The following is a 19,530-nucleotide window of genomic DNA, read 5'->3' on the forward strand; positions in this document are numbered from 1 at the left end:
AACAGTTTATTTAATTGTATAATAGGTAAGGTTTCATGGGAGCTCAGGCGTCCCTTTTCATTGTTTTAGGGCAATGATCATGATATGTTTAACATATATATGTTGCTGAGGTGAATAGGAAATGAAGCGTATAGGAGTATTAACGAGCGGCGGGGATTCCCCGGGGATGAACGCAGCGGTGCGAGCGGTTGTGCGTAAAGCTATCTATCACGATGTAGAAGTTTACGGAATTTATAACGGTTATTCAGGATTAATCAACGGAAAAATAGAGAAACTGGAGCTTGGTTCGGTCGGTGACATCATCCACCGCGGAGGAACAAAGCTGTATACAGCCAGATGTCCTGAATTCAAAACAGTTGAAGGCCGTGAAAAAGGAATCGAAAATTTAAAGAGACTCGGCATTGAAGGTCTTGTCGTGATCGGCGGAGACGGTTCGTACATGGGTGCGAAAAAATTAACGGAACACGGGTTTCCGTGTGTAGGTGTACCGGGTACGATAGATAATGACATCCCGGGAACTGATTTTACGATCGGATTTGATACGGCGTTAAATACCGTAATTGATGCGATTGATAAAATCCGTGACACAGCTACGTCGCATGAGCGTACATACGTAATTGAAGTGATGGGACGCCATGCAGGCGACATTGCTTTATGGGCAGGTCTTGCAGGCGGAGCGGAATCCATTTTAATCCCTGAAGCGGACTACGATATGGAGGAAATTATCGGCCGTTTGAAGAGAGGGCACGACCGCGGCAAAAAACACAGTATCATCATCGTTGCTGAGGGGGTAGGCAGCGGGGTTGAATTCGGAAAACGCATCGAAGAAGAAACAAACCTTGAAACACGGGTATCCGTTTTAGGGCACATCCAGCGCGGCGGATCTCCAAGCGCTTCTGACCGGGTTCTTGCAAGCCGCCTCGGCGCTTACGCGGTTGAGCTTCTGCTTAAAGGAAAAGGCGGACGCTGCGTAGGTATACAAAACAACAAGCTTGTAGACCATGATATTATAGAAATTTTAGAATCAAAACATACTGTTGAACCAAACATGTATCAGCTTTCAAAAGAACTGTCTATTTAAGACGGAAGAAGCTGAAGATTTCAGAAGGAAGTGAACGAGTTGAAAAAAACAAAAATCGTTTGTACAATCGGTCCGGCCAGTGAAAGTGTAGAAATGCTGACAAAATTGATGGAAGCGGGTATGAACGTTGCTCGTCTGAATTTTTCACACGGTGATTTCGAAGAGCACGGCGCAAGAATCAAAAACATCAGAGAAGCAAGCAAAAAGCTCGGCAAAAACGTGGGGATTCTCCTCGATACGAAAGGTCCGGAAATCCGCACGCACGATATGGAAAACGGCGCGCTTGAGCTTCAGGCGGGAAATGAAATTATCGTTTCTACAAAACAGGTACTGGGAACGCTTGAAAAATTCTCAGTTTCTTATGAAGGCCTGGCAGACGACGTGTCAGCAGGATCTATCATCCTGCTGGATGACGGTTTAATCGGATTGGAAGTGATTGAATCAAATCCGGAAAAACACGAAATCAAAACAAAAATCTTAAACAGCGGCACGCTGAAAAATAAAAAAGGCGTAAACGTTCCCGGTGTCAGCGTCAACCTTCCGGGAATTACTGAAAAAGACGCTAAAGACATCGTCTTCGGTATCGAGCAAGGCGTTGATTTCATCGCTGCGTCATTTGTACGCCGCTCTACGGATGTTCTGGAAATCCGCGAACTGCTTGAAGAGCATAACGCGTCTGACATTCAAATCATCCCTAAAATTGAGAACCAGGAAGGCGTAGACAATCTGGATGCGATCCTGGAAGTATCTGACGGCTTAATGGTAGCGCGCGGAGACCTCGGCGTAGAGATTCCGGCTGAAGAAGTGCCGCTCGTGCAAAAAGAAATGATCAAAAAATGCAACGCGCTCGGCAAACCGGTTATTACCGCGACTCAAATGCTTGACAGCATGCAGCGCAACCCACGTCCGACACGCGCTGAAGCAAGTGACGTTGCCAACGCTATTTTCGACGGCACAGATGCGATCATGCTTTCCGGTGAGACGGCTGCGGGACAATATCCTGTTGAGGCGGTTCAAACAATGTTTAACATCGCCACACGCACGGAAGAATCTCTGAACTACAAAGAAATTCTGTCTAAACGCAGAGACCAGGTCGGCATGACGATTACTGATGCGATCGGTCAATCCGTTGCGCACACGGCAATCAATCTGAACGCGGCAGCTATCGTTACGCCTACAGAAAGCGGCCATACGGCGCGTATGATCGCGAAATACCGTCCGCAGGCTCCGATTGTAGCCGTTACAGTGAATGAGTCTGTATCACGCAAACTCGGCCTTGTATTCGGTGTCTTCCCGGCAAGCGGCCAAAACGCGAATTCTACAGATGAAATGCTTGAAGATGCAGTTCAAAAATCACTTGACAGCGGAATCGTGAAACACGGTGATTTGATTGTCATTACAGCCGGTTCTGTCGGTGAATCAGGTACGACGAATCTGATGAAAGTTCACACTGTCGGCAGCATTATCGCAAAAGGACAAGGCATCGGACGCAAATCAGCATTCGGTCCGGTTGTTGTTGCAAAAAATGCGAAGGAAGCTGAACAAAAAATGACAGACGGCGCAGTATTGGTTGCTTCAAGCACTGACCGTGACATGATCGCTTCGCTTGAAAAAGCATCAGCGCTCATCACGGAAGAAGGCGGACTGACAAGCCATGCCGCAGTAGTCGGTTTAAGCTTGGGCATTCCGGTTATCGTCGGTCTGGAGAACGCAACTTCAGTTTTAACAGAAGGACAGGTTATCACAGTTGACGCTGCCCGTGGCGCTGTGTATGAAGGCCGCGCAAGCGTTCTTTAAACAGCTTTAAACAAGAGAGGGGGGTTATCCCTTCTCTTTTGTCTTTAGGTTGATTTTCCTATTCCCATGCGGACGGTGACGCGCTTTTAGAAGGACAGGAGGGCAGAAAAATGAGAGTTTTATTCTTACTGTTTATCGTATGTCCGGCAATTGAAATCGGCTTGTTTCTGCTGGCGGGAAAATGGCTCGGCGTTTTTCCGACCGTCCTTCTCATCATTTTGACAGGCGTGCTAGGCGCCTTGGTGGCAAAAAGACAGGGAATTGATGTATATCATCGGGTAATGCGCGACCTTCAGCACGGCAGCATGCCGGGGGACGCGCTTCTTGATGGAATATGCGTCTTTATCGGAGGCCTGCTTTTGATGCTTCCGGGTTTTTTGTCCGATATTGCAGGGGCTTGTCTTCTGATTCCGTTCACTCGGAACCGCATGAAGCCGCTTTTGTTCAAATGGCTGAGAGGAATGTCAAAAAACAAGCGGATCATTATCAAATAAAAACGGCAGCCTTCTTGCAGGGCTGCTGTTTTTATTTGGACTGGACAGTAATATAGGCCCATATTTCTTTTAAAGCGCCCGTTGTGATAAAGGCCTGAATGAAAACGAGCAGCGCAGGCCCCGCAGCCAGTCCTAAAATTCCGAACAGCTTAAAACCGGCAAACAGGGCGATTAAGGTCGCAAGCGGATCAAGCCCGATTGACTTGCTTAAAATCTTCGGCTCCGTCAGCTGGCGCTGAATGAGAACCACTATATATAAAATACCGAGACCGATCGCTTGGGGAAGCTGACCGGCAATGGCCAAATACATAATCCAGGGAACAAATACCGATCCGGCGCCGAGATACGGGAGAAGATCCACCAGGCCGATAAAAAAGGCAATGGTCGCCGCATGCTCAATTCCTAAAAGAAACAGTCCGATAAAGACAATGATCATCGTAAAAAGGATGAGCACGGCCTGCGCCTTAATGAAACCGGCCATCGCTTTTTTCAGTTCTCCCGACACGGCCTTGGCGTTTGCCGAAACGCGTTCCGGAAGAATGGAATAAAGCATCGCTTTCAGCTTGTGCCAGTCCTTTGTCATAAAAAAAGTCGCCAGCATTGCGAATACGAAGACGGCAGCCGTATTGGGAAGGAAGGCAATCCATTTCGGCACCAGCTCTAAAAGATGTGATAGCATCAGCCCCGCATTTTTAGCGGCTGTATCACCGAGGGTCTGAATATGCGTCACGATGGATGCCTGCTGATTGGTTTCCAGCCCGTTAAATAAGACGGTCAGCTCGTGGTACAATGGCTGAATGCGGGAAGTGAAGAACTCCTCGCAATACGTTATAAAGGCGCTGATATGGGGAGGGAGCGTTTTGGCCAGATAGGCGGTTCCCGAGATGATTTCCGCAACGAGAAAAGTCGCAGCGCCAAGAAGAATCAGCAAAAAGAAGACCAGGACAATGACTGTATTGACTGATCGGGGCAGCCCCGTCAGTTTGTCCAGCCAGTCAACGACGGGAATGATCGCCGATGACAGAATAAGGGCGATCAGAAACGGATAAGTTAACGGGAATGAGGCGTAACCGGCCGCTAAAGCGCCGCCGGCCGCAGCTAGTACAAACAGCGCGCGGAAAAAAACAGTTGCATAGTGCGGATTCACATCGATCCTCCTCTCGGTCGGCACGTCCTATTACATTAGTTTATTCGTCAAAAAAAAGGATATGAATACAGTTATGATGAAGGATGGTGCTTTCAGGATGTTTACACAGGCGAATTTATTTTTACTATTATTGCTGGCCATCGCATTGATAGCCAAAAACCAGTCATTGCTTTTTGCCGTCGGCTTTCTCATTGTGATAAAAGCGGTCGGTCTTGATCAGAAATTGTTCCCGGTGATTCAGTCAAAAGGAATCAACTGGGGGGTCACCGTCATTACAATCGCTGTTTTAGTGCCGATTGCGACAGGTGACATCGGTTTTAAACAGCTAGGAGAAGCGATGAAATCATATTATGCGTGGATCGCTCTCGGCGCCGGAATCGCCGTAGCCTTAATCGCCAAAAACGGTCTCACCTTATTGGAAAACGATCCTCATATTACAACGGCGCTGGTGATCGGCACGATACTTGCCGTCGCGCTTTTCGGCGGCGTCGCCGTCGGTCCGTTAATCGGCGCCGGAATTGCCTATCTGGCCATGCAGATCGTAAAAATATTCACTTCGTAAAGTAAAAAAGCGGCGTAAAGCCGCTTTTTTTTTGCGGAAAAAGAGGAAAAAACCGCGTAAAATCAAGAAAATGTGCGAGAAAGAAAAAAAATTATAGGTAAACATTTAACAAATGTCTGATTATTGTTTATAATAAGAATAGGCTTAAACTTAAATAAGCTTATAAGAATTTGTTATGTTCCTCTATAAGCATATCGGTTATGTAACCGCAATCAATGAAATGTAAGCATTTTCTTAAAGGGGAAAGGGAGTGTTTACATGAATCATTTTAAGTAAGCCGTATGTTTTATGTACTCTTTAAAGGGGAATTTTGATTGAAAAGGAGAGGTTGAATATGACAGCAACACGCGGTCTTGAAGGGGTTGTAGCAACAACATCATCTGTAAGCTCTATTATCGACGATACCCTTACATATGTAGGGTACGATATTGACGATTTGACAGAGAATGCAAGTTTTGAAGAAATCATTTATTTGCTGTGGCATCTGCGCCTGCCGAATAAAACAGAGCTTGCTGAACTGAAAAAACAGCTTGCGAAAGAAGCTGCCGTTCCACAAGAAATCATTGAGCACTTCAAATCCTATCCCCTCAATAACGTACATCCAATGGCTGCGCTCCGGACGGCAATTTCATTACTCGGTCTGACTGACAGTGAAGCCGATGTCATGAATCCGGAAGCGAACTACAGAAAAGCCATCCGTCTGCAGGCGAAGGTGCCGGGCATTGTCGCCGCTTTCTCAAGAATCCGCAAAGGACTTGATCCTGTTGAACCGAAGGAAGAGTACGGTATTGCGGAGAACTTCCTTTATACCTTAAACGGTGAAGATCCTTCTCCGATCGAAGTGGAAGCGTTTAACAAAGCGCTCATTCTTCATGCGGATCATGAGCTGAATGCATCAACATTTACGGCGAGAGTATGTGTCGCCACCTTATCCGATATTTACTCAGGCATCACGGCGGCCATCGGCGCATTAAAAGGACCGCTTCACGGCGGAGCCAATGAAGCCGTCATGAAAATGCTGACAGAGATCGGCGAAGTGGAAAATGCCGAGCCTTATATCCGCAGCAAAATGGAGAAAAAGGAAAAAGTGATGGGCTTCGGACACCGCGTGTATAAGCATGGGGATCCGCGCGCCAAACATTTAAAAGAAATGAGCAAACGCCTGACGAATCTGACGGGTGAAAGCAAATGGTACGACATGTCAATCCGTGTCGAAGAAATTGTGACGTCGGAGAAAAAACTTCCGCCTAATGTTGATTTCTATTCCGCATCTGTGTACCACAGTCTCGGCATTGACCACGATCTGTTCACGCCGATCTTTGCGGTCAGCAGAATGTCCGGATGGATCGCGCACATTCTTGAGCAATACGATAATAACCGCCTCATCCGCCCGCGCGCTGAATACACGGGTCCGGATAAGCAGACTTTTGTTCCGATTGACGAAAGAGCCTGATCAAACGGGAGGCTGGTGATTTTCATGTCGTTAGCCTCTTGTTAATCAAGCCCAAGTTGGTTTACAATTTTGATAGAATCTTGAGAAAAATCATTTTATTTTCTATACAAGAAAAATAAAATGTTTTCTAAATATGAATTACATACTGGGAGGTAATATTGTGTCACAAGGTGAAAAAATTACAGTCTCTAATGGAGTATTAAACGTACCAAATAATCCGATTATCCCGTTTATTGAAGGCGACGGCACAGGCCCTGATATTTGGAATGCCGCTTCTAAAGTATTGGAAGCCGCTGTTGAAAAAGCATATAAAGGCGAGAAAAAAATCACGTGGAAAGAAGTTTATGCCGGTGAAAAGGCTTATAATAAAACAGGTGAGTGGCTTCCTGCCGAAACGCTGGAAGACATCAGAGAGTACTTCATCGCTATCAAAGGACCTCTGACGACACCGGTCGGCGGCGGTATCCGTTCTCTGAACGTGGCGCTGAGACAGGAGCTTGATTTGTTTACGTGCCTGCGCCCTGTCAGATATTTCACTGGAGTGCCTTCTCCGGTCAAACGTCCTGAAGATACGGATATGGTCATTTTCCGCGAAAATACGGAAGATATTTACGCCGGAATTGAGTATGCGAAAGGTTCTGAAGAAGTTGAAAAGCTGATCAGCTTCCTGCAAAATGAAATGGGCGTTAACAAAATCCGTTTCCCTGAAACATCAGGAATCGGCATAAAGCCTGTTTCTGAAGAAGGAACAAGCCGCTTAGTCAGAGCTGCCATTGAGTATGCGATCGAAAACGGCCGCAAGTCTGTCACGCTTGTCCACAAAGGAAACATCATGAAGTTCACTGAAGGGGCATTTAAAAACTGGGGCTATGAGCTTGCCGAAAGAGAATACGGAGATAAAGTATTCACTTGGGCCGAATATGACCGCATCGTCGAAAAAGACGGAAAAGAAGCGGCTGATAAAGCGCAGAGCGAAGCAGAAGCAGCAGGAAAAATCATCGTCAAAGACAGCATCGCTGATATTTTCCTTCAGCAGATCTTAACCCGTCCGAGTGAATTCGACGTCGTGGCGACGATGAACTTAAACGGAGACTATATCTCTGATGCGCTTGCCGCTCAGGTAGGCGGAATCGGAATCGCGCCGGGAGCGAACATCAACTATGAAACAGGGCATGCGATTTTCGAAGCGACTCACGGAACGGCTCCTAAATATGCCGGCCTTGACAAAGTCAACCCGTCATCCGTTATCCTTTCAGGAGTGCTTCTTCTTGAACACCTGAACTGGAATGAGGCGGCTGACCTAGTCATTAAAGCTATGGAAAAAACGATTGCTTCAAAAGTAGTAACTTACGATTTTGCAAGATTAATGGACGGTGCAACTGAAGTGAAATGTTCAGAGTTCGGTGAAGAGCTTATCAAAAACATGGGCTGAACCTAAAGCAGACTTCTAATGAAGCCAAAAAAGGAGAAGAGAATCATGGGAAAAACACGCAGTAAAGTTTCTGTTATCGGAGCAGGATTTACGGGAGCGACAACAGCCTTCCTTACAGCTCAAAAAGAGCTTGCGGATGTTGTGCTCGTTGATATTCCTCAATTAGAAAACCCGACTAAAGGAAAAGCGCTTGACATGCTCGAAGCAAGTCCGGTTCAAGGATTTGACGCGAAAATCACAGGCACGTCCAACTACGAGGACACAGCTGGTTCTGATATCGTCGTCATCACGGCCGGAATTGCAAGAAAACCAGGCATGAGCCGTGATGATCTCGTATCTACAAACGAAAAAATCATGAGAAGCGTCACACGTGAGATCGTGAAATATTCTCCTGACTGCATTATCGTCGTATTAACAAACCCTGTTGATGCGATGACATATGCGGTGTACAAAGAATCAGGCTTCCCGAAAGAACGCGTTATCGGACAATCCGGAGTGCTTGACACTGCGCGGTTCAGAACATTCGTCGCTGAAGAATTAAACCTGTCAGTAAAAGACGTGACCGGTTTTGTTCTCGGAGGACACGGTGACGACATGGTTCCTCTCGTCCGTTATTCCTATGCGGGCGGCATTCCGCTCGAAACGCTTATCCCGAAAGACCGTCTTGATGCGATTGTAGAGCGCACAAGAAAAGGCGGCGGGGAAATCGTCAACCTTCTCGGAAACGGAAGCGCCTACTACGCGCCTGCTGCATCACTGACAGAAATGGTAGAAGCCATTTTGAAAGATCAGCGCCGCGTGCTTCCGACCATCGCTTATTTAGAAGGCGAATACGGTCATGAAGGCATTTACTTAGGCGTACCGACGATTATCGGAGGAAACGGCCTAGAGCAAATCATTGAGCTTGAACTGACAGACTATGAAAAAGCACAGCTGAGTAAATCAGTTGAATCTGTCAAAAACGTGATGAAAGTATTGTCATAAGAAAAAAGGGAAGGCTTCCGAATCAGAAGCCTTCCTCTTTTTACAATTAATGAAAGCGTTTTCTTTTTCCCTGAACGATCCTTTCTCTGAAAATGATCAAAAAGGCGAATTGTCTGAACGGGCAGTATTAGATAAAATGAAATCATAAAGTGATATGCAGCACATAAAATAGAGAAAATTGGATGTCGGGGAAAATAGACAGCGGAGGGCGCAGCATGAACAAAAAAATTTTAGTTGTAGATGATGAACAATCTATCGTTACTCTTTTACAGTACAATCTGGAACGGTCCGGCTATGATGTCATTACCGCATCAGACGGCGAAGAGGCTCTGGAGCAGGCAGAGAAGGAAAATCCGGATTTAATCGTACTGGATGTCATGCTGCCGAAAGTGGACGGAATCGACGTCTGTAAACAGCTCAGACAGCAGAAAATGATGGTTCCGATCTTGATGCTGACAGCAAAAGATGAGGAGTTTGATAAGGTGCTGGGACTGGAGCTCGGAGCGGATGATTACATGACAAAGCCGTTCAGTCCGAGGGAAGTGACTGCGCGGGTGAAAGCCATTTTAAGAAGGGCTGACATTTCTTCGCTGTCACAAGGCAGAGAAGAGGAAAAGGACGGGCAGATCCTTATTGGCGAGCTGAAAATTCTTCCGGAGCATTACGAAGCGTACTTTAAGTCGGAACAGCTGGAATTGACGCCTAAAGAATTTGAACTGCTTCTGTATTTGGGAAAACACAAGGGAAGAGTGCTGACGAGAGATCTTCTGCTGAGCGCGGTCTGGAACTATGATTTTGCCGGGGACACTCGGATTGTTGACGTTCATATCAGCCATCTGCGCGACAAAATCGAATCAAATACCAAAAAACCCATCTATATTAAAACAATCAGAGGTTTGGGGTATAAACTGGAGGAGCCAAAAATGAATGAATAAAGTCCGTGTGCGTCTGTTCGCTTTACTTGTTGTATGTATCATATTGGTTTTCAGTGTTCTCGGCCTTTTTTTACAGCAGCTTATTTCTTCAGCTGCTAAAGACAGAACGGCGGATCAGCTGAAAAAGGAATCGGTATACATAGCGGGCCTTCTTGATACCGGCCGAATCGGCAATAAAAGCAATGAAACGGTGATCCGCGACGCCGGCCGCACCCTCGGTATAAACGTCTCTGTTCTCAATGAGAAGGGTGACGCCGTTTATCATTCCGGCAGGCATGCTGATGATGCAGCCGTAAAGGAGTTCATTTCTCACAATAAAAATGAGGCAGCCATACAGGCGGGAAGCAAAATGATCCGCGGCGCTGCCGTAAAAAATGACGCCGGCCAAACGGCGGGATATGTGCTCGTTTCCTCGGAAATCAGCGGCGGTTCAAGTATTACCGGAGAAATGTGGGGTATGCTGGCAGCAAGTCTTTGTACCGCTTTTATCATTATCGTTTTCTTTTATACAAACATGACGTCCCGTTACAAAAAATCAATCGACGCCGCGACGAAGGTGGCGACGGAACTGTCCAAAGGCAATTATGACGCCCGCTCCTACAGCGGTTATGCAAGGCGGTCTGACCGTCTCGGGCGTGCGATGAACAGTCTGGCGGTCGATTTGATGGAAATGACGAGAACGCAGGATATGCAGCGCGACCGTCTGTTAACCGTCATTGAAAATATCGGTTCAGGTTTGATTTTAATAGACGGAAGAGGTTTTATTAATCTCGTGAACCGATCGTACACGAAGCAGTTTCATACAAAGCCTGAACGTCTGCTTCGCCGCCTTTACCATGATGCGTTTGAGCATGAGGAAATCATTCGGCTCGTCGAAGATATTTTTATGACGGAGACGAAAAAATGCCAGCTGCTGAGACTTCCCATCAACATTGAGCGGCGCTACTTTGAAGTTGACGGCGTTCCGATCATGGGTCCTGATGATGAATGGAAGGGCATTGTTCTCGTTTTTCACGATATAACGGAAATTAAAAAATTGGAGCAGATGAGGAAGGACTTCGTCGCCAATGTTTCCCATGAACTGAAAACGCCGATCACCTCGATTAAAGGCTTTACGGAAACGCTGTTAGACGGGGCGATGAAAGATGAAAAGGCACTTTCAGACTTTCTGTCTATCATTCTGAAAGAAAGTGAGCGGCTCCAATCTCTCGTACAGGACTTATTGGATTTATCCAAAATGGAGCAGCAGAACTTTACGATGCGCGTAGAATCCTTTGACGCCGCAAAAATCCTCCATGAAATCGAAGCCCTTTTACAGCATAAGGCTGAGGAAAAAGGCATCAGTTTTCAGCTTGACCTTCCGGAGGAGCCGATTTTTGTGATGGGTGATGTGCACAGGCTGAAGCAGGTATTCCTGAATCTGGCGAACAACGCTTTAACCTACACGCCTGAAAAAGGGACGGTGGCGATTTCGGTAAATGTGAAAGAAACCGCTGTCGATATCAAAGTGTCCGATACGGGAATCGGCATTCAGAAGGAAGAGATTCCGCGGATATTTGAGAGATTCTACCGCGTGGATAAAGACAGGAGCCGCAACTCGGGAGGAACCGGGCTCGGTCTTGCCATCGTAAAGCACTTAATAGAAGCCCATGAAGGCAAAATCGAAGTCACAAGCGAGCCGGGACAGGGAACCGTGTTCACTGTGACGCTGAAGCGGCCGCCGGCAGCGTGATCAGCTTTACAAAGGATTAACAATTTCTTCATGACCTGTTAAACCTATCTTGTTAGGATGTAACAGAACCCCTTCATCCAAGGAGCCAATTTTGACGGCGGGAACGTGTTTTCTTGTTCCCGTCCTTTTTTGCGTTTTCACGGGGTCCGCTCATTTTCCTTTCAAATTGAACTTTGTTAAAATAAGAGAAGCTGTGAGATTAAAAAACAGAGGAATGACGAGCTTTTGCTCTTAGGAGGATATTGAATGACGGAACGAAAAAAATTAGTGCTTGTCGACGGAAACAGTCTGGCGTACCGGGCGTTTTTTGCATTACCGCTTCTAAGCAATGAAAAAGGCATTCATACAAATGCCGTATACGGGTTTGCGATGATTTTAATGAAAATGCTGGAGGATGAAAAACCGACCCACATGCTGGTGGCTTTTGATGCGGGAAAAACGACTTTCCGCCACAGCACGTTTAAAGAATATAAAGGCGGAAGACAAAAAACGCCGCCGGAGCTTTCTGAACAGATGCCGTTCATCCGTGAGCTCCTCGATGCTTACAATATCAGCCGCTATGAGCTTCCTGAATATGAAGCGGATGATATTATCGGCACGCTTGCCGTATCTGCTGAGAAAGACGGCTTTGAAGTAAAGGTATTTTCCGGAGACAAAGACTTAACGCAGCTTGCAACCGGGAAAACGACCGTTGCCATTACGAGAAAAGGCATTACCGACGTGGAAGATTACACGCCGGAGCACGTCGAAGAAAAGTACGGTCTGACCCCTTTGCAAATCATTGATATGAAGGGATTAATGGGGGATTCATCCGATAACATCCCGGGTGTTCCCGGCGTCGGCGAAAAAACGGCGATTAAGCTCTTGAAGCAGTTCCATTCGGTTGAGAAATTGCTTGAATCAATCGATGAAGTCAGCGGGAAAAAATTAAAAGAAAAGCTCGAAGAATATAAAGAACAAGCCCTGATGAGCAAAGAGCTGGCGACGATTATGACAAATGCGCCGATTGAAGTCAAGCTTGACGATTTAGATTATCAAGGGTTCGACCGTGAACAAGTCGTTGCCATTTTTAAAGACCTCGGTTTTAACACGCTGCTTGAGCGGCTCGGTGAAGATAGCGGAGAAACGGCGGAAGAAGATTTTGAGGACATCAATGTTGAAACGGCCGAAGAAATCACCGAAGCTATGCTCGTTTCGCCGTCCGCTTTAGTCGTCGAACAAATCGGTGATAACTATCACGAAGAACCGATACTCGGCTTTTCCATCGTGAATGAAGCAGGCCTTTATTATATTCCGAAAGAAACCGCCATCCAGTCCGAAGCGTTTAAATCCTGGGCTGAAGATGAATCGAAGAAAAAGTGGGTGTTTGACAGCAAACGCTCCGTCGTCGCTTTGCGCTGGCAGGGAATTGAGCTGAAGGGAACGGAATTTGACGCGCTTCTTGCCGCCTACATTATAAACCCGGGCAATTCGTACGACGATGTCGCGAGCGTAGCGAAAGAATACGGCCTGAATATCGTTTCAAAAGATGAAGCGGTTTACGGAAAAGGCGCAAAGCGCGCCGTTCCGGCTGAAAAAGAGCTTGCCGATCATCTTGCGAGAAAAGCGTCTGCCGTTAACAGCCTCCGGGACAAACTGCTGCACGCGCTGGAAGAAAATAATCAGCTTGAATTATATGAAGATCTCGAACTCCCGCTTGCGCTTATTCTCGGAGAAATGGAATCAATGGGCGTCAAAGTAGATGTTGATAGACTGAAGCGAATGGGCGAAGAGCTCGGCGCGAAGCTGAAAGAATATGAAGAAAAAATCCATGACATCGCCGGTGAACCGTTTAACATCAATTCACCAAAACAGCTCGGCGTCATTCTGTTTGAAAAGCTCGGCCTGCCGCCAGTAAAGAAAACAAAAACAGGCTATTCCACTTCAGCCGATGTGCTGGAGAAGCTCGCAGACAAACATGATATCGTCGCCTACATCCTGCAATACAGACAAATCGGCAAACTCCAATCGACTTATATTGAAGGGCTGCTGAAAGTCACACGCAAGGATTCTCATAAGGTGCATACCCGATTCAATCAGGCATTGACTCAAACCGGGCGCCTCAGCTCAACTGATCCGAACCTGCAAAATATTCCGATCAGGCTGGAGGAAGGACGGAAAATCCGTCAGGCTTTCGTTCCGTCAGAACCGGACTGGCTTATTTTCGCCGCTGATTATTCACAAATTGAGTTAAGGGTGCTTGCGCATATTTCAAAAGATGAAAATCTGATTGAGGCGTTTACGAATGATATGGACATTCACACAAAAACCGCAATGGATGTGTTTCATGTCAGCGAGGATGAAGTGACACAGGCGATGCGCCGTCAGGCAAAGGCCGTCAATTTCGGGATCGTTTACGGCATCAGTGATTACGGGCTGTCTCAAAACCTCGGCATTACCCGGAAGGAAGCGGGCGCTTTTATTGACCGCTACTTAGAAAGCTTTCCGGGCGTCAAGGCGTATATGGAAGAATCGGTGCAGGAAGCGAAACAAAAAGGATATGTGACGACTCTTATGCAGCGCCGCCGCTATATCCCTGAGCTGACAAGCCGTAACTTCAACCTGCGGAGCTTTGCGGAACGGACGGCTATGAATACGCCGATTCAGGGCAGCGCCGCTGATATTATTAAAAAAGCCATGATTGATATGGCAGCTGAGCTGAAGGAGAAAAAACTGAAGGCAAGACTGCTGCTTCAGGTGCACGATGAATTGATTTTTGAAGCGCCTAAGGAAGAAATTGAAATATTAGAGAAGCTGGTTCCTGAAGTGATGGAGCATGCTTTGGCATTAGACGTGCCGTTAAAGGCGGATTATGCTTCAGGACCGTCTTGGTACGATGCAAAATAAATAAACAGAGAAAAAGGAAGTGATGATTGTGCCGGAATTACCAGAAGTTGAAACGGTCCGGCGCACTCTGACCGGTCTTGTGAAGGGAAAAACGATTGAATCGGCGGACATCAGGTGGCCGAATATCATCAAAAAACCCGCCGAGCCGGAGGAATTCGCGCGGCAGATTGCAGGAGAAACCATTCGATCCATCGGAAGAAGGGGAAAGTTTTTGCTTTTCCATCTGGATCATTATGTCATGGTGTCCCATCTTCGGATGGAGGGGAAATACGGTCTTTATCAGGCCGATGAGCCTGACGATAAACATGTTCACGTTGTGTTTCGCATGACGGACGGAACAGAGCTCCGCTACCGGGATGTCCGGAAATTCGGCACGATGCATTTATTTGCGCCGGGAGAGGAACTGAATGCATTACCGCTTTCACAGCTCGGGCCCGAACCAGATGATGAAGCCTTTACCGCCGCCTATTTAAAAGAGCGGCTGGCAAAAACGAACCGCGCGGTAAAAACCGCCCTGCTCGATCAAAAAGCGGTCGTCGGCCTCGGCAACATTTATGTCGATGAAGCTTTATTCCGGGCGCGGATTCACCCTGAGACAAAAGCGAACAGCCTGTCTGACGGACAGATAAAAAAGCTTCATACAGAAATTAAAGACACCCTTCAGGAAGCGATTGACGCGGGCGGGAGCACCGTCCGGTCTTATATCAATTCTCAAGGGGAAATCGGAATGTTTCAGCTCAAACATTACGTATACGGCAAAAAGGATGAGCCGTGCAAAACGTGCGGCACGATGATTTCTAAAATCGTAGTCGGCGGAAGGGGTACGCATTTCTGCGCCCGATGCCAAAAAAAATCATAAACTGAAGCTGTTCAAGCAGGCGGCAGCAGAATGACTTTTTTCTAACACAGTTGATGACCTTTCTCCATATATATATTGTGATTCACCCAATAGGCATATGTCACAATTGCCGATCAAGAGAAAGGGAGAAACGGATATGGAGATTGTTTCTTTGCTGCTTTTGGCTTTTGCTGTCAGCTTGGACAGTTTTTCAGTCGGGTTTACGTATGGATTGAGAAAAATGAAAATCCCGTTCAAAGCGATTGCCGTGATCGCTTGCTGTTCAGCCTCTGTGATGTTTATATCCATGCTGATCGGCCATTTTCTGACAAAGATTTTCCCTGTATCCGTCACGGAGAAACTGGGCGGGCTGATCTTAATCGGAATCGGGGCATGGGTCATCTATCAATTTTTTAAACCGGCGAAAGAGCCGGATTACTTATTACACGAAAAAACACTGCTAAACCTTGAAGTGAAATCGCTCGGCATCGTGATTCACATTTTGAAAAAGCCGACCAGCGCAGATATTGATCAATCCGGAACCATTAACGGAGTCGAAGCGCTTCTGCTCGGTATCGCCTTATCTATTGACGCCTTTGGCGCAGGCATGGGAGCGGCCATTCTTGGTTTTTCTCCGGTTATGATGAGCGTGACCGTCGGGGTGATGAGCTCGCTGTTTGTGTCATTCGGCATCAACGCCGGGCATTTTCTTTCAAGATGTAATTGGATAGATAAAATGACATTTTTGCCGGGGATCCTGCTGATTATCATCGGGATTTGGAAAATGTAAGAAGGAGTGGGCTTTTTGAGCTTGGTCATCGGTTTAACGGGAGGCATCGCCAGCGGCAAAAGCACGGTAGCGCGCATGCTGATCGACAAAAAAATAACAGTCATTGATGCGGATGTCATCGCTAAGCAGGCGGTGGAAAAAGGAATGCCGGCTTACGGACAGATCGTTGAAGCGTTCGGAAAAGACATCCTGCTGGAAAACGGCGGCATTGACAGAAAAAAACTCGGTTCTATCGTTTTTACGGACGAACAGAAGCGTCTGATGCTGAATCAGATCGTTCATCCGGCAGTGCGTGCGGAAATGATGAAACAGCGGGATGAAGCCGTTGCGCGAAAAGAGCGGTTCGTCGTTTTGGATATACCGCTTTTGTATGAAAGCGGGCTTGACTATCTGGTCGGCAAAGTGCTCGTCGTCACCGTACCGGCAGACATCCAGCTCAAACGGCTGATGAAGCGGAATTCACTTACAGAAGAAGAAGCGATGAGCCGGATAACATCGCAAATGCCTTTAGCGGACAAAACAAAAAAAGCTGACGCCGTCATTGATAACAGCGGCAGTCTTGACTATACGAAGCATCAGCTGGAGGAAATATTGAGCAGCTGGACATAAAGAAACACCGTTCGGAAAACCGAACGGTGTTTTTCTGGTTAAAAATCAAAATTGTCAGGGTCCGGGCCGACACGGAGATTTTCGTTCAGATCATCAATCCGCTTCATATCGTCAGCTGACAGTTCGAAATCGAAGACATTTGCATTTTCTTCAATACGGTGTTTTTTAGTTGATTTCGGAATGGTGATGACGCCGTTTTGCAAATCCCAGCGCAAAATCACTTGAGCGGCTGATTTGCCGTATTTCTCAGCGATTTCCTGTAAGACGGGATGATCAAGCAGCTGGCCTTGCATCAATGGCGACCATGCTTCAAGCTGAATATTTTGTTCGGCGCAGAAAGCGTGCAGTTCTTTCTGTGTCAGACGGGGGTGGTACTCCACCTGGTTAATCATCGGCTTGATTTCCGTTTCTTTCATGAGATGTTTCAGATGGTGAATTTGGAAATTGCTGACCCCGATCGCCTTAATCCGTCCATCCCGGTAGAGGGTTTCGAGCGCCCGCCACGCATCGATGTACTTTCCTTCGACAGGCCAATGGATCAAATATAAATCTAAATAGTCTAAACCGAGTTTTTCTAAGCTTGTGTCAAATGCTTTTAACGTTTCTTCATACCCTAAATCGGCATTCCACACTTTTGACGTGACAAAAATGTCTTCACGCTTTAATCCCGCTTCTTGCAATCCTTGGCGGATGCCTTCGCCGACACCCTCTTCATTTCCGTAAATCGCGGCGGTATCAACACTGCGATAGCCGTGCACCAATGCCGTTTTCACCGCGTTGACGAGTTCCGCGCCTTCCTCTACTTTGAAAACTCCGATGCCGAACCAAGGCATCTCTACTCCGTTATGCAATGTTGCTTTTGCTTGTAAATGTGTTGTCATGTATATGTTCCTCCTATTGTTTGTTAAAAAAATTAAAATGCGCTGAAGAAAAACTCACCTCCTTTCAAGGACAGTGCGATCCCGCTTTTCAAGCTTTCTGCTCCATCCGGTTAACACGACCGCGCTGAGCACCATTAACGCCCCGATCCAAGCGGTATGAATAATCCCGATTGAATCTGTTATAATCCCGCCGGCAAAAGAACCGATTGCGATTCCGGCATTAAATGCCGCGATGTTTAAGGCTGATGCTGTATCAACGGCGCTTGGCGCAAAACGTTCACTCAGCATCACGACATATACCTGAAGCCCAGGCACATTCATAAACGCCAACAGCCCCATAAAAATAATGGTGATTAATCCGGCTGTTTTAAACGGCGCGGTAAAAGTCAGGACAAACAGCACAGCCGCCTGGACAATGAACATGTAAAACAATGCTCTCAGCGGATTCCGATTTGATAACCGGCCGCCGATCATGTTTCCGATGGCAATCGCAATTCCGTAAACAAGCAGGATGGCCGCGACGGTTTCTTTCTGAAAACCGGTTACTTCCTGAAGAAGCGGAGATAAATACGTAAACACGACAAACGTTCCGCCGTAGCCTAACGCTGTAATAATAAATAAAAGCAGCAGCCGGCCGTTTTTGACGAGTTTGATCTGTTCGGAAAATGCGGTTTTCGTTCCTTTGCGCAAATGTGACGGAACGAGAAGCGCATTTGTAAGGAATGCAATGATTCCTACCGCGACGATGACGGCAAATGCGATTCTCCATCCGAATTGCTGGCCGAGATAGGTGCCGAACGGAACACCGGTCACTGTAGCCACCGTCAGCCCCGTGAACATGATGGAAATCGCGCTTGCTCTTTTATGCTCCGGCACGATATTGGCGGCGATTGTTGCCCCGATTGACATGAAAATGCCGTGGGAAAAAGCCGAAATGACCCGCGCTGCCAGTAAGACGCCGATTGAGGAAGCGCTCGCTGCAAGTGTATTTCCGGCGATAAAAATCAGCATCACCCAGAGCAGCAGCGTTTTCCGCGACATGCCTGATGTAAGAGAAGTTAAAACCGGGGCGCCGAATGTCACACCCAGAGCATACATGGAAACGGTAAGTCCCGCCGTTGTCACAGGTATATGCAGATCATGAGATATAAGCGGCAGCAGTCCGACGCTGATAAATTCGGTTGTGCCGATCGCAAAAGCACTGACGGCTAATGCCAGCAGCGCTGGTAAATAGCTTTGGCGATGTGAAGACATCTGTTTTCCTCCTTGAACGAAAATGTATGGTTGAAATGATGCCGGGTAAACGATATAAGTATAAGAGTACATTCCTTTTCAGCCGGCAAATGTCATTATGATCGATAGATGAGTCATTGAAAAGAACGTACTTTTAAGTGCCATAGGCACTTTTTAGTTCCTATAGATGAGGAGGAATTACCGTTGCTGAAGAAAAAATATAATATATCTGTAGAGGCGACGCTTGAAGTGATCGGCGGAAAATGGAAGTGTGTGATCCTCTGCCACCTGATGCGCGGAAAAAAGCGGACAAGCGAATTGAAGCGGCTTATGCCGGACATTACCCAAAAGATGCTGACACAGCAATTGCGGGAATTGGAAGCTGACGGCGTCATCAACCGGATCGTGTACAATCAGGTGCCGCCGAAAGTGGAATACGAATTGAGTGAATACGGGCACAGCCTGGAAAGAATTTTAAACGCGCTGTGCGACTGGGGCGCGATGCATATTTCCAAACGGTACGGCGAGGTGTCATCCGTATTAGAGGACAGCATTTTAAATGACAAATTTAAAGATCCGGAACAAATATAAGAAAAAAGCAGGCAGCCAGAGATGCTGATCCTGCTTTTTTTATGGAAAAAAGATCATTTTATATGCAAAAAAACCGATTGAACAA

17 protein-coding genes are annotated in these 19,530 nt (G+C 46.9%); 14 read left to right on the forward strand and 3 right to left on the reverse strand.

The features are described 5' to 3' along the window. The first annotated feature begins 121 nt into the window (after positions 1 to 121). The 3 genes from pfkA (at position 122) to AUL54_RS16660 (ending at position 3,372) form a co-directional block, all read left to right on the forward strand. The gene (gene pfkA, locus AUL54_RS16650) at positions 122 to 1,081 is read left to right on the forward strand and encodes a 6-phosphofructokinase (protein ID WP_060964571.1); all 960 of its coding nucleotides are present in this window, start codon (positions 122 to 124) and stop codon (positions 1,079 to 1,081) included. A 39-nt stretch (positions 1,082 to 1,120) separates the two neighbouring features. After that, a complete protein-coding gene (pyk, locus tag AUL54_RS16655) occupies positions 1,121 to 2,878 on the forward strand; it encodes a pyruvate kinase (RefSeq protein WP_060964572.1) in 1,758 nt (585 codons plus the stop codon). Between the two features lie 110 nt (positions 2,879 to 2,988). Continuing rightward, positions 2,989 to 3,372, forward strand: a complete 384-nt coding sequence (locus AUL54_RS16660) for an FxsA family protein (RefSeq protein WP_016938603.1) — start codon at positions 2,989 to 2,991, stop codon at positions 3,370 to 3,372. Between the two features lie 31 nt (positions 3,373 to 3,403). On the opposite strand, the gene ytvI is transcribed toward AUL54_RS16660, so the two are convergent. After that, the gene (gene ytvI / locus AUL54_RS16665; protein WP_060964573.1) at positions 3,404 to 4,519 is read right to left on the reverse strand and encodes a sporulation integral membrane protein YtvI; all 1,116 of its coding nucleotides are present in this window, start codon (positions 4,517 to 4,519) and stop codon (positions 3,404 to 3,406) included. A gap of 97 nt (positions 4,520 to 4,616) precedes the next feature. Between ytvI and AUL54_RS16670 the strand changes: the two genes are divergently transcribed. The 10 genes from AUL54_RS16670 to coaE all read left to right on the forward strand — a co-directional run bounded on the left by AUL54_RS16670 (position 4,617) and on the right by coaE (position 16,740). Continuing rightward, positions 4,617 to 5,081 (forward strand): DUF441 domain-containing protein, encoded by a 465-nt coding sequence (locus AUL54_RS16670; protein WP_007408072.1) that lies wholly within the window; start codon positions 4,617 to 4,619, stop codon positions 5,079 to 5,081. 334 nt (positions 5,082 to 5,415) lie between these two features. After that, positions 5,416 to 6,534, forward strand: a complete 1,119-nt coding sequence (gene citZ / locus AUL54_RS16675; RefSeq protein WP_016938606.1) for a citrate synthase — start codon at positions 5,416 to 5,418, stop codon at positions 6,532 to 6,534. Positions 6,535 to 6,694: 160 nt separating this feature from the next. Then, the gene (gene icd / locus AUL54_RS16680) at positions 6,695 to 7,966 is read left to right on the forward strand and encodes an NADP-dependent isocitrate dehydrogenase (RefSeq protein ID WP_060964574.1); all 1,272 of its coding nucleotides are present in this window, start codon (positions 6,695 to 6,697) and stop codon (positions 7,964 to 7,966) included. Positions 7,967 to 8,011: 45 nt separating this feature from the next. Continuing rightward, the gene (gene mdh / locus AUL54_RS16685; RefSeq protein WP_003152455.1) at positions 8,012 to 8,950 is read left to right on the forward strand and encodes a malate dehydrogenase; all 939 of its coding nucleotides are present in this window, start codon (positions 8,012 to 8,014) and stop codon (positions 8,948 to 8,950) included. Positions 8,951 to 9,165: 215 nt separating this feature from the next. After that, positions 9,166 to 9,885, forward strand: a complete 720-nt coding sequence (locus tag AUL54_RS16690) for a response regulator transcription factor (RefSeq protein ID WP_045509934.1) — start codon at positions 9,166 to 9,168, stop codon at positions 9,883 to 9,885. Next, a complete protein-coding gene (gene pnpS / locus AUL54_RS16695) occupies positions 9,878 to 11,617 on the forward strand; it encodes a two-component system histidine kinase PnpS (protein ID WP_060964575.1) in 1,740 nt (579 codons plus the stop codon). Before AUL54_RS16690 ends, pnpS begins: the two co-directional genes overlap by 8 nt. Before the next feature lie 246 nt (positions 11,618 to 11,863). Then, entirely contained in the window at positions 11,864 to 14,503 is a 2,640-nt protein-coding gene (gene polA, locus AUL54_RS16700; protein WP_060964576.1) for a DNA polymerase I, read from the forward strand. Between the two features lie 28 nt (positions 14,504 to 14,531). Further along, the gene (gene mutM, locus AUL54_RS16705) at positions 14,532 to 15,362 is read left to right on the forward strand and encodes a DNA-formamidopyrimidine glycosylase (RefSeq protein ID WP_060964577.1); all 831 of its coding nucleotides are present in this window, start codon (positions 14,532 to 14,534) and stop codon (positions 15,360 to 15,362) included. Between the two features lie 136 nt (positions 15,363 to 15,498). Further along, positions 15,499 to 16,131, forward strand: a complete 633-nt coding sequence (gene ytaF, locus AUL54_RS16710; RefSeq protein WP_060964578.1) for a sporulation membrane protein YtaF — start codon at positions 15,499 to 15,501, stop codon at positions 16,129 to 16,131. Between the two features lie 15 nt (positions 16,132 to 16,146). Beyond that, positions 16,147 to 16,740, forward strand: coding sequence for a dephospho-CoA kinase (coaE, locus tag AUL54_RS16715; RefSeq protein WP_047476910.1), 594 nt, complete (start codon positions 16,147 to 16,149; stop codon positions 16,738 to 16,740). Between the two features lie 38 nt (positions 16,741 to 16,778). Here coaE and AUL54_RS16720 read toward each other — a convergent pair whose 3' ends face one another. Together AUL54_RS16720 and AUL54_RS16725 are read right to left on the reverse strand one after the other, a co-directional pair. Beyond that, positions 16,779 to 17,621, reverse strand: a complete 843-nt coding sequence (locus AUL54_RS16720) for an aldo/keto reductase (RefSeq protein WP_060964579.1) — start codon at positions 17,619 to 17,621, stop codon at positions 16,779 to 16,781. Positions 17,622 to 17,675: 54 nt separating this feature from the next. Next, positions 17,676 to 18,875, reverse strand: coding sequence for an MFS transporter (locus AUL54_RS16725; RefSeq protein WP_060964580.1), 1,200 nt, complete (start codon positions 18,873 to 18,875; stop codon positions 17,676 to 17,678). A gap of 183 nt (positions 18,876 to 19,058) precedes the next feature. Here AUL54_RS16725 and AUL54_RS16730 point away from each other — a divergent pair, with 183 nt between their 5' ends. Continuing rightward, positions 19,059 to 19,445 (forward strand): winged helix-turn-helix transcriptional regulator, encoded by a 387-nt coding sequence (locus AUL54_RS16730; RefSeq protein ID WP_049627153.1) that lies wholly within the window; start codon positions 19,059 to 19,061, stop codon positions 19,443 to 19,445. Positions 19,446 to 19,530 lie beyond the last annotated feature (85 nt).

Source organism: Bacillus sp. SDLI1, assembly GCF_001553895.1.
GTDB lineage: Bacteria > Bacillota > Bacilli > Bacillales > Bacillaceae > Bacillus > Bacillus siamensis.

Bases quoted from the DNA above. Each gene is read 5' to 3' on its own strand.
- ytaF (WP_060964578.1), top strand. From the start codon at position 15,499: ATGGAGATTGTTTCTTTGCTGCTTTTGGCTTTTGCTGTCAGCTTGGAC.
- AUL54_RS16670 (WP_007408072.1), top strand. From the start codon at position 4,617: ATGTTTACACAGGCGAATTTATTTTTACTATTATTGCTGGCCATCGCA.
- pnpS (WP_060964575.1), top strand. From the start codon at position 9,878: ATGAATAAAGTCCGTGTGCGTCTGTTCGCTTTACTTGTTGTATGTATC.
- AUL54_RS16660 (WP_016938603.1), top strand. From the start codon at position 2,989: ATGAGAGTTTTATTCTTACTGTTTATCGTATGTCCGGCAATTGAAATC.
- AUL54_RS16725 (WP_060964580.1), bottom strand. From the start codon at position 18,875: ATGTCTTCACATCGCCAAAGCTATTTACCAGCGCTGCTGGCATTAGCC.
- AUL54_RS16720 (WP_060964579.1), bottom strand. From the start codon at position 17,621: ATGACAACACATTTACAAGCAAAAGCAACATTGCATAACGGAGTAGAG.
- AUL54_RS16690 (WP_045509934.1), top strand. From the start codon at position 9,166: ATGAACAAAAAAATTTTAGTTGTAGATGATGAACAATCTATCGTTACT.
- polA (WP_060964576.1), top strand. From the start codon at position 11,864: ATGACGGAACGAAAAAAATTAGTGCTTGTCGACGGAAACAGTCTGGCG.
- pfkA (WP_060964571.1), top strand. From the start codon at position 122: ATGAAGCGTATAGGAGTATTAACGAGCGGCGGGGATTCCCCGGGGATG.
- citZ (WP_016938606.1), top strand. From the start codon at position 5,416: ATGACAGCAACACGCGGTCTTGAAGGGGTTGTAGCAACAACATCATCT.
- mdh (WP_003152455.1), top strand. From the start codon at position 8,012: ATGGGAAAAACACGCAGTAAAGTTTCTGTTATCGGAGCAGGATTTACG.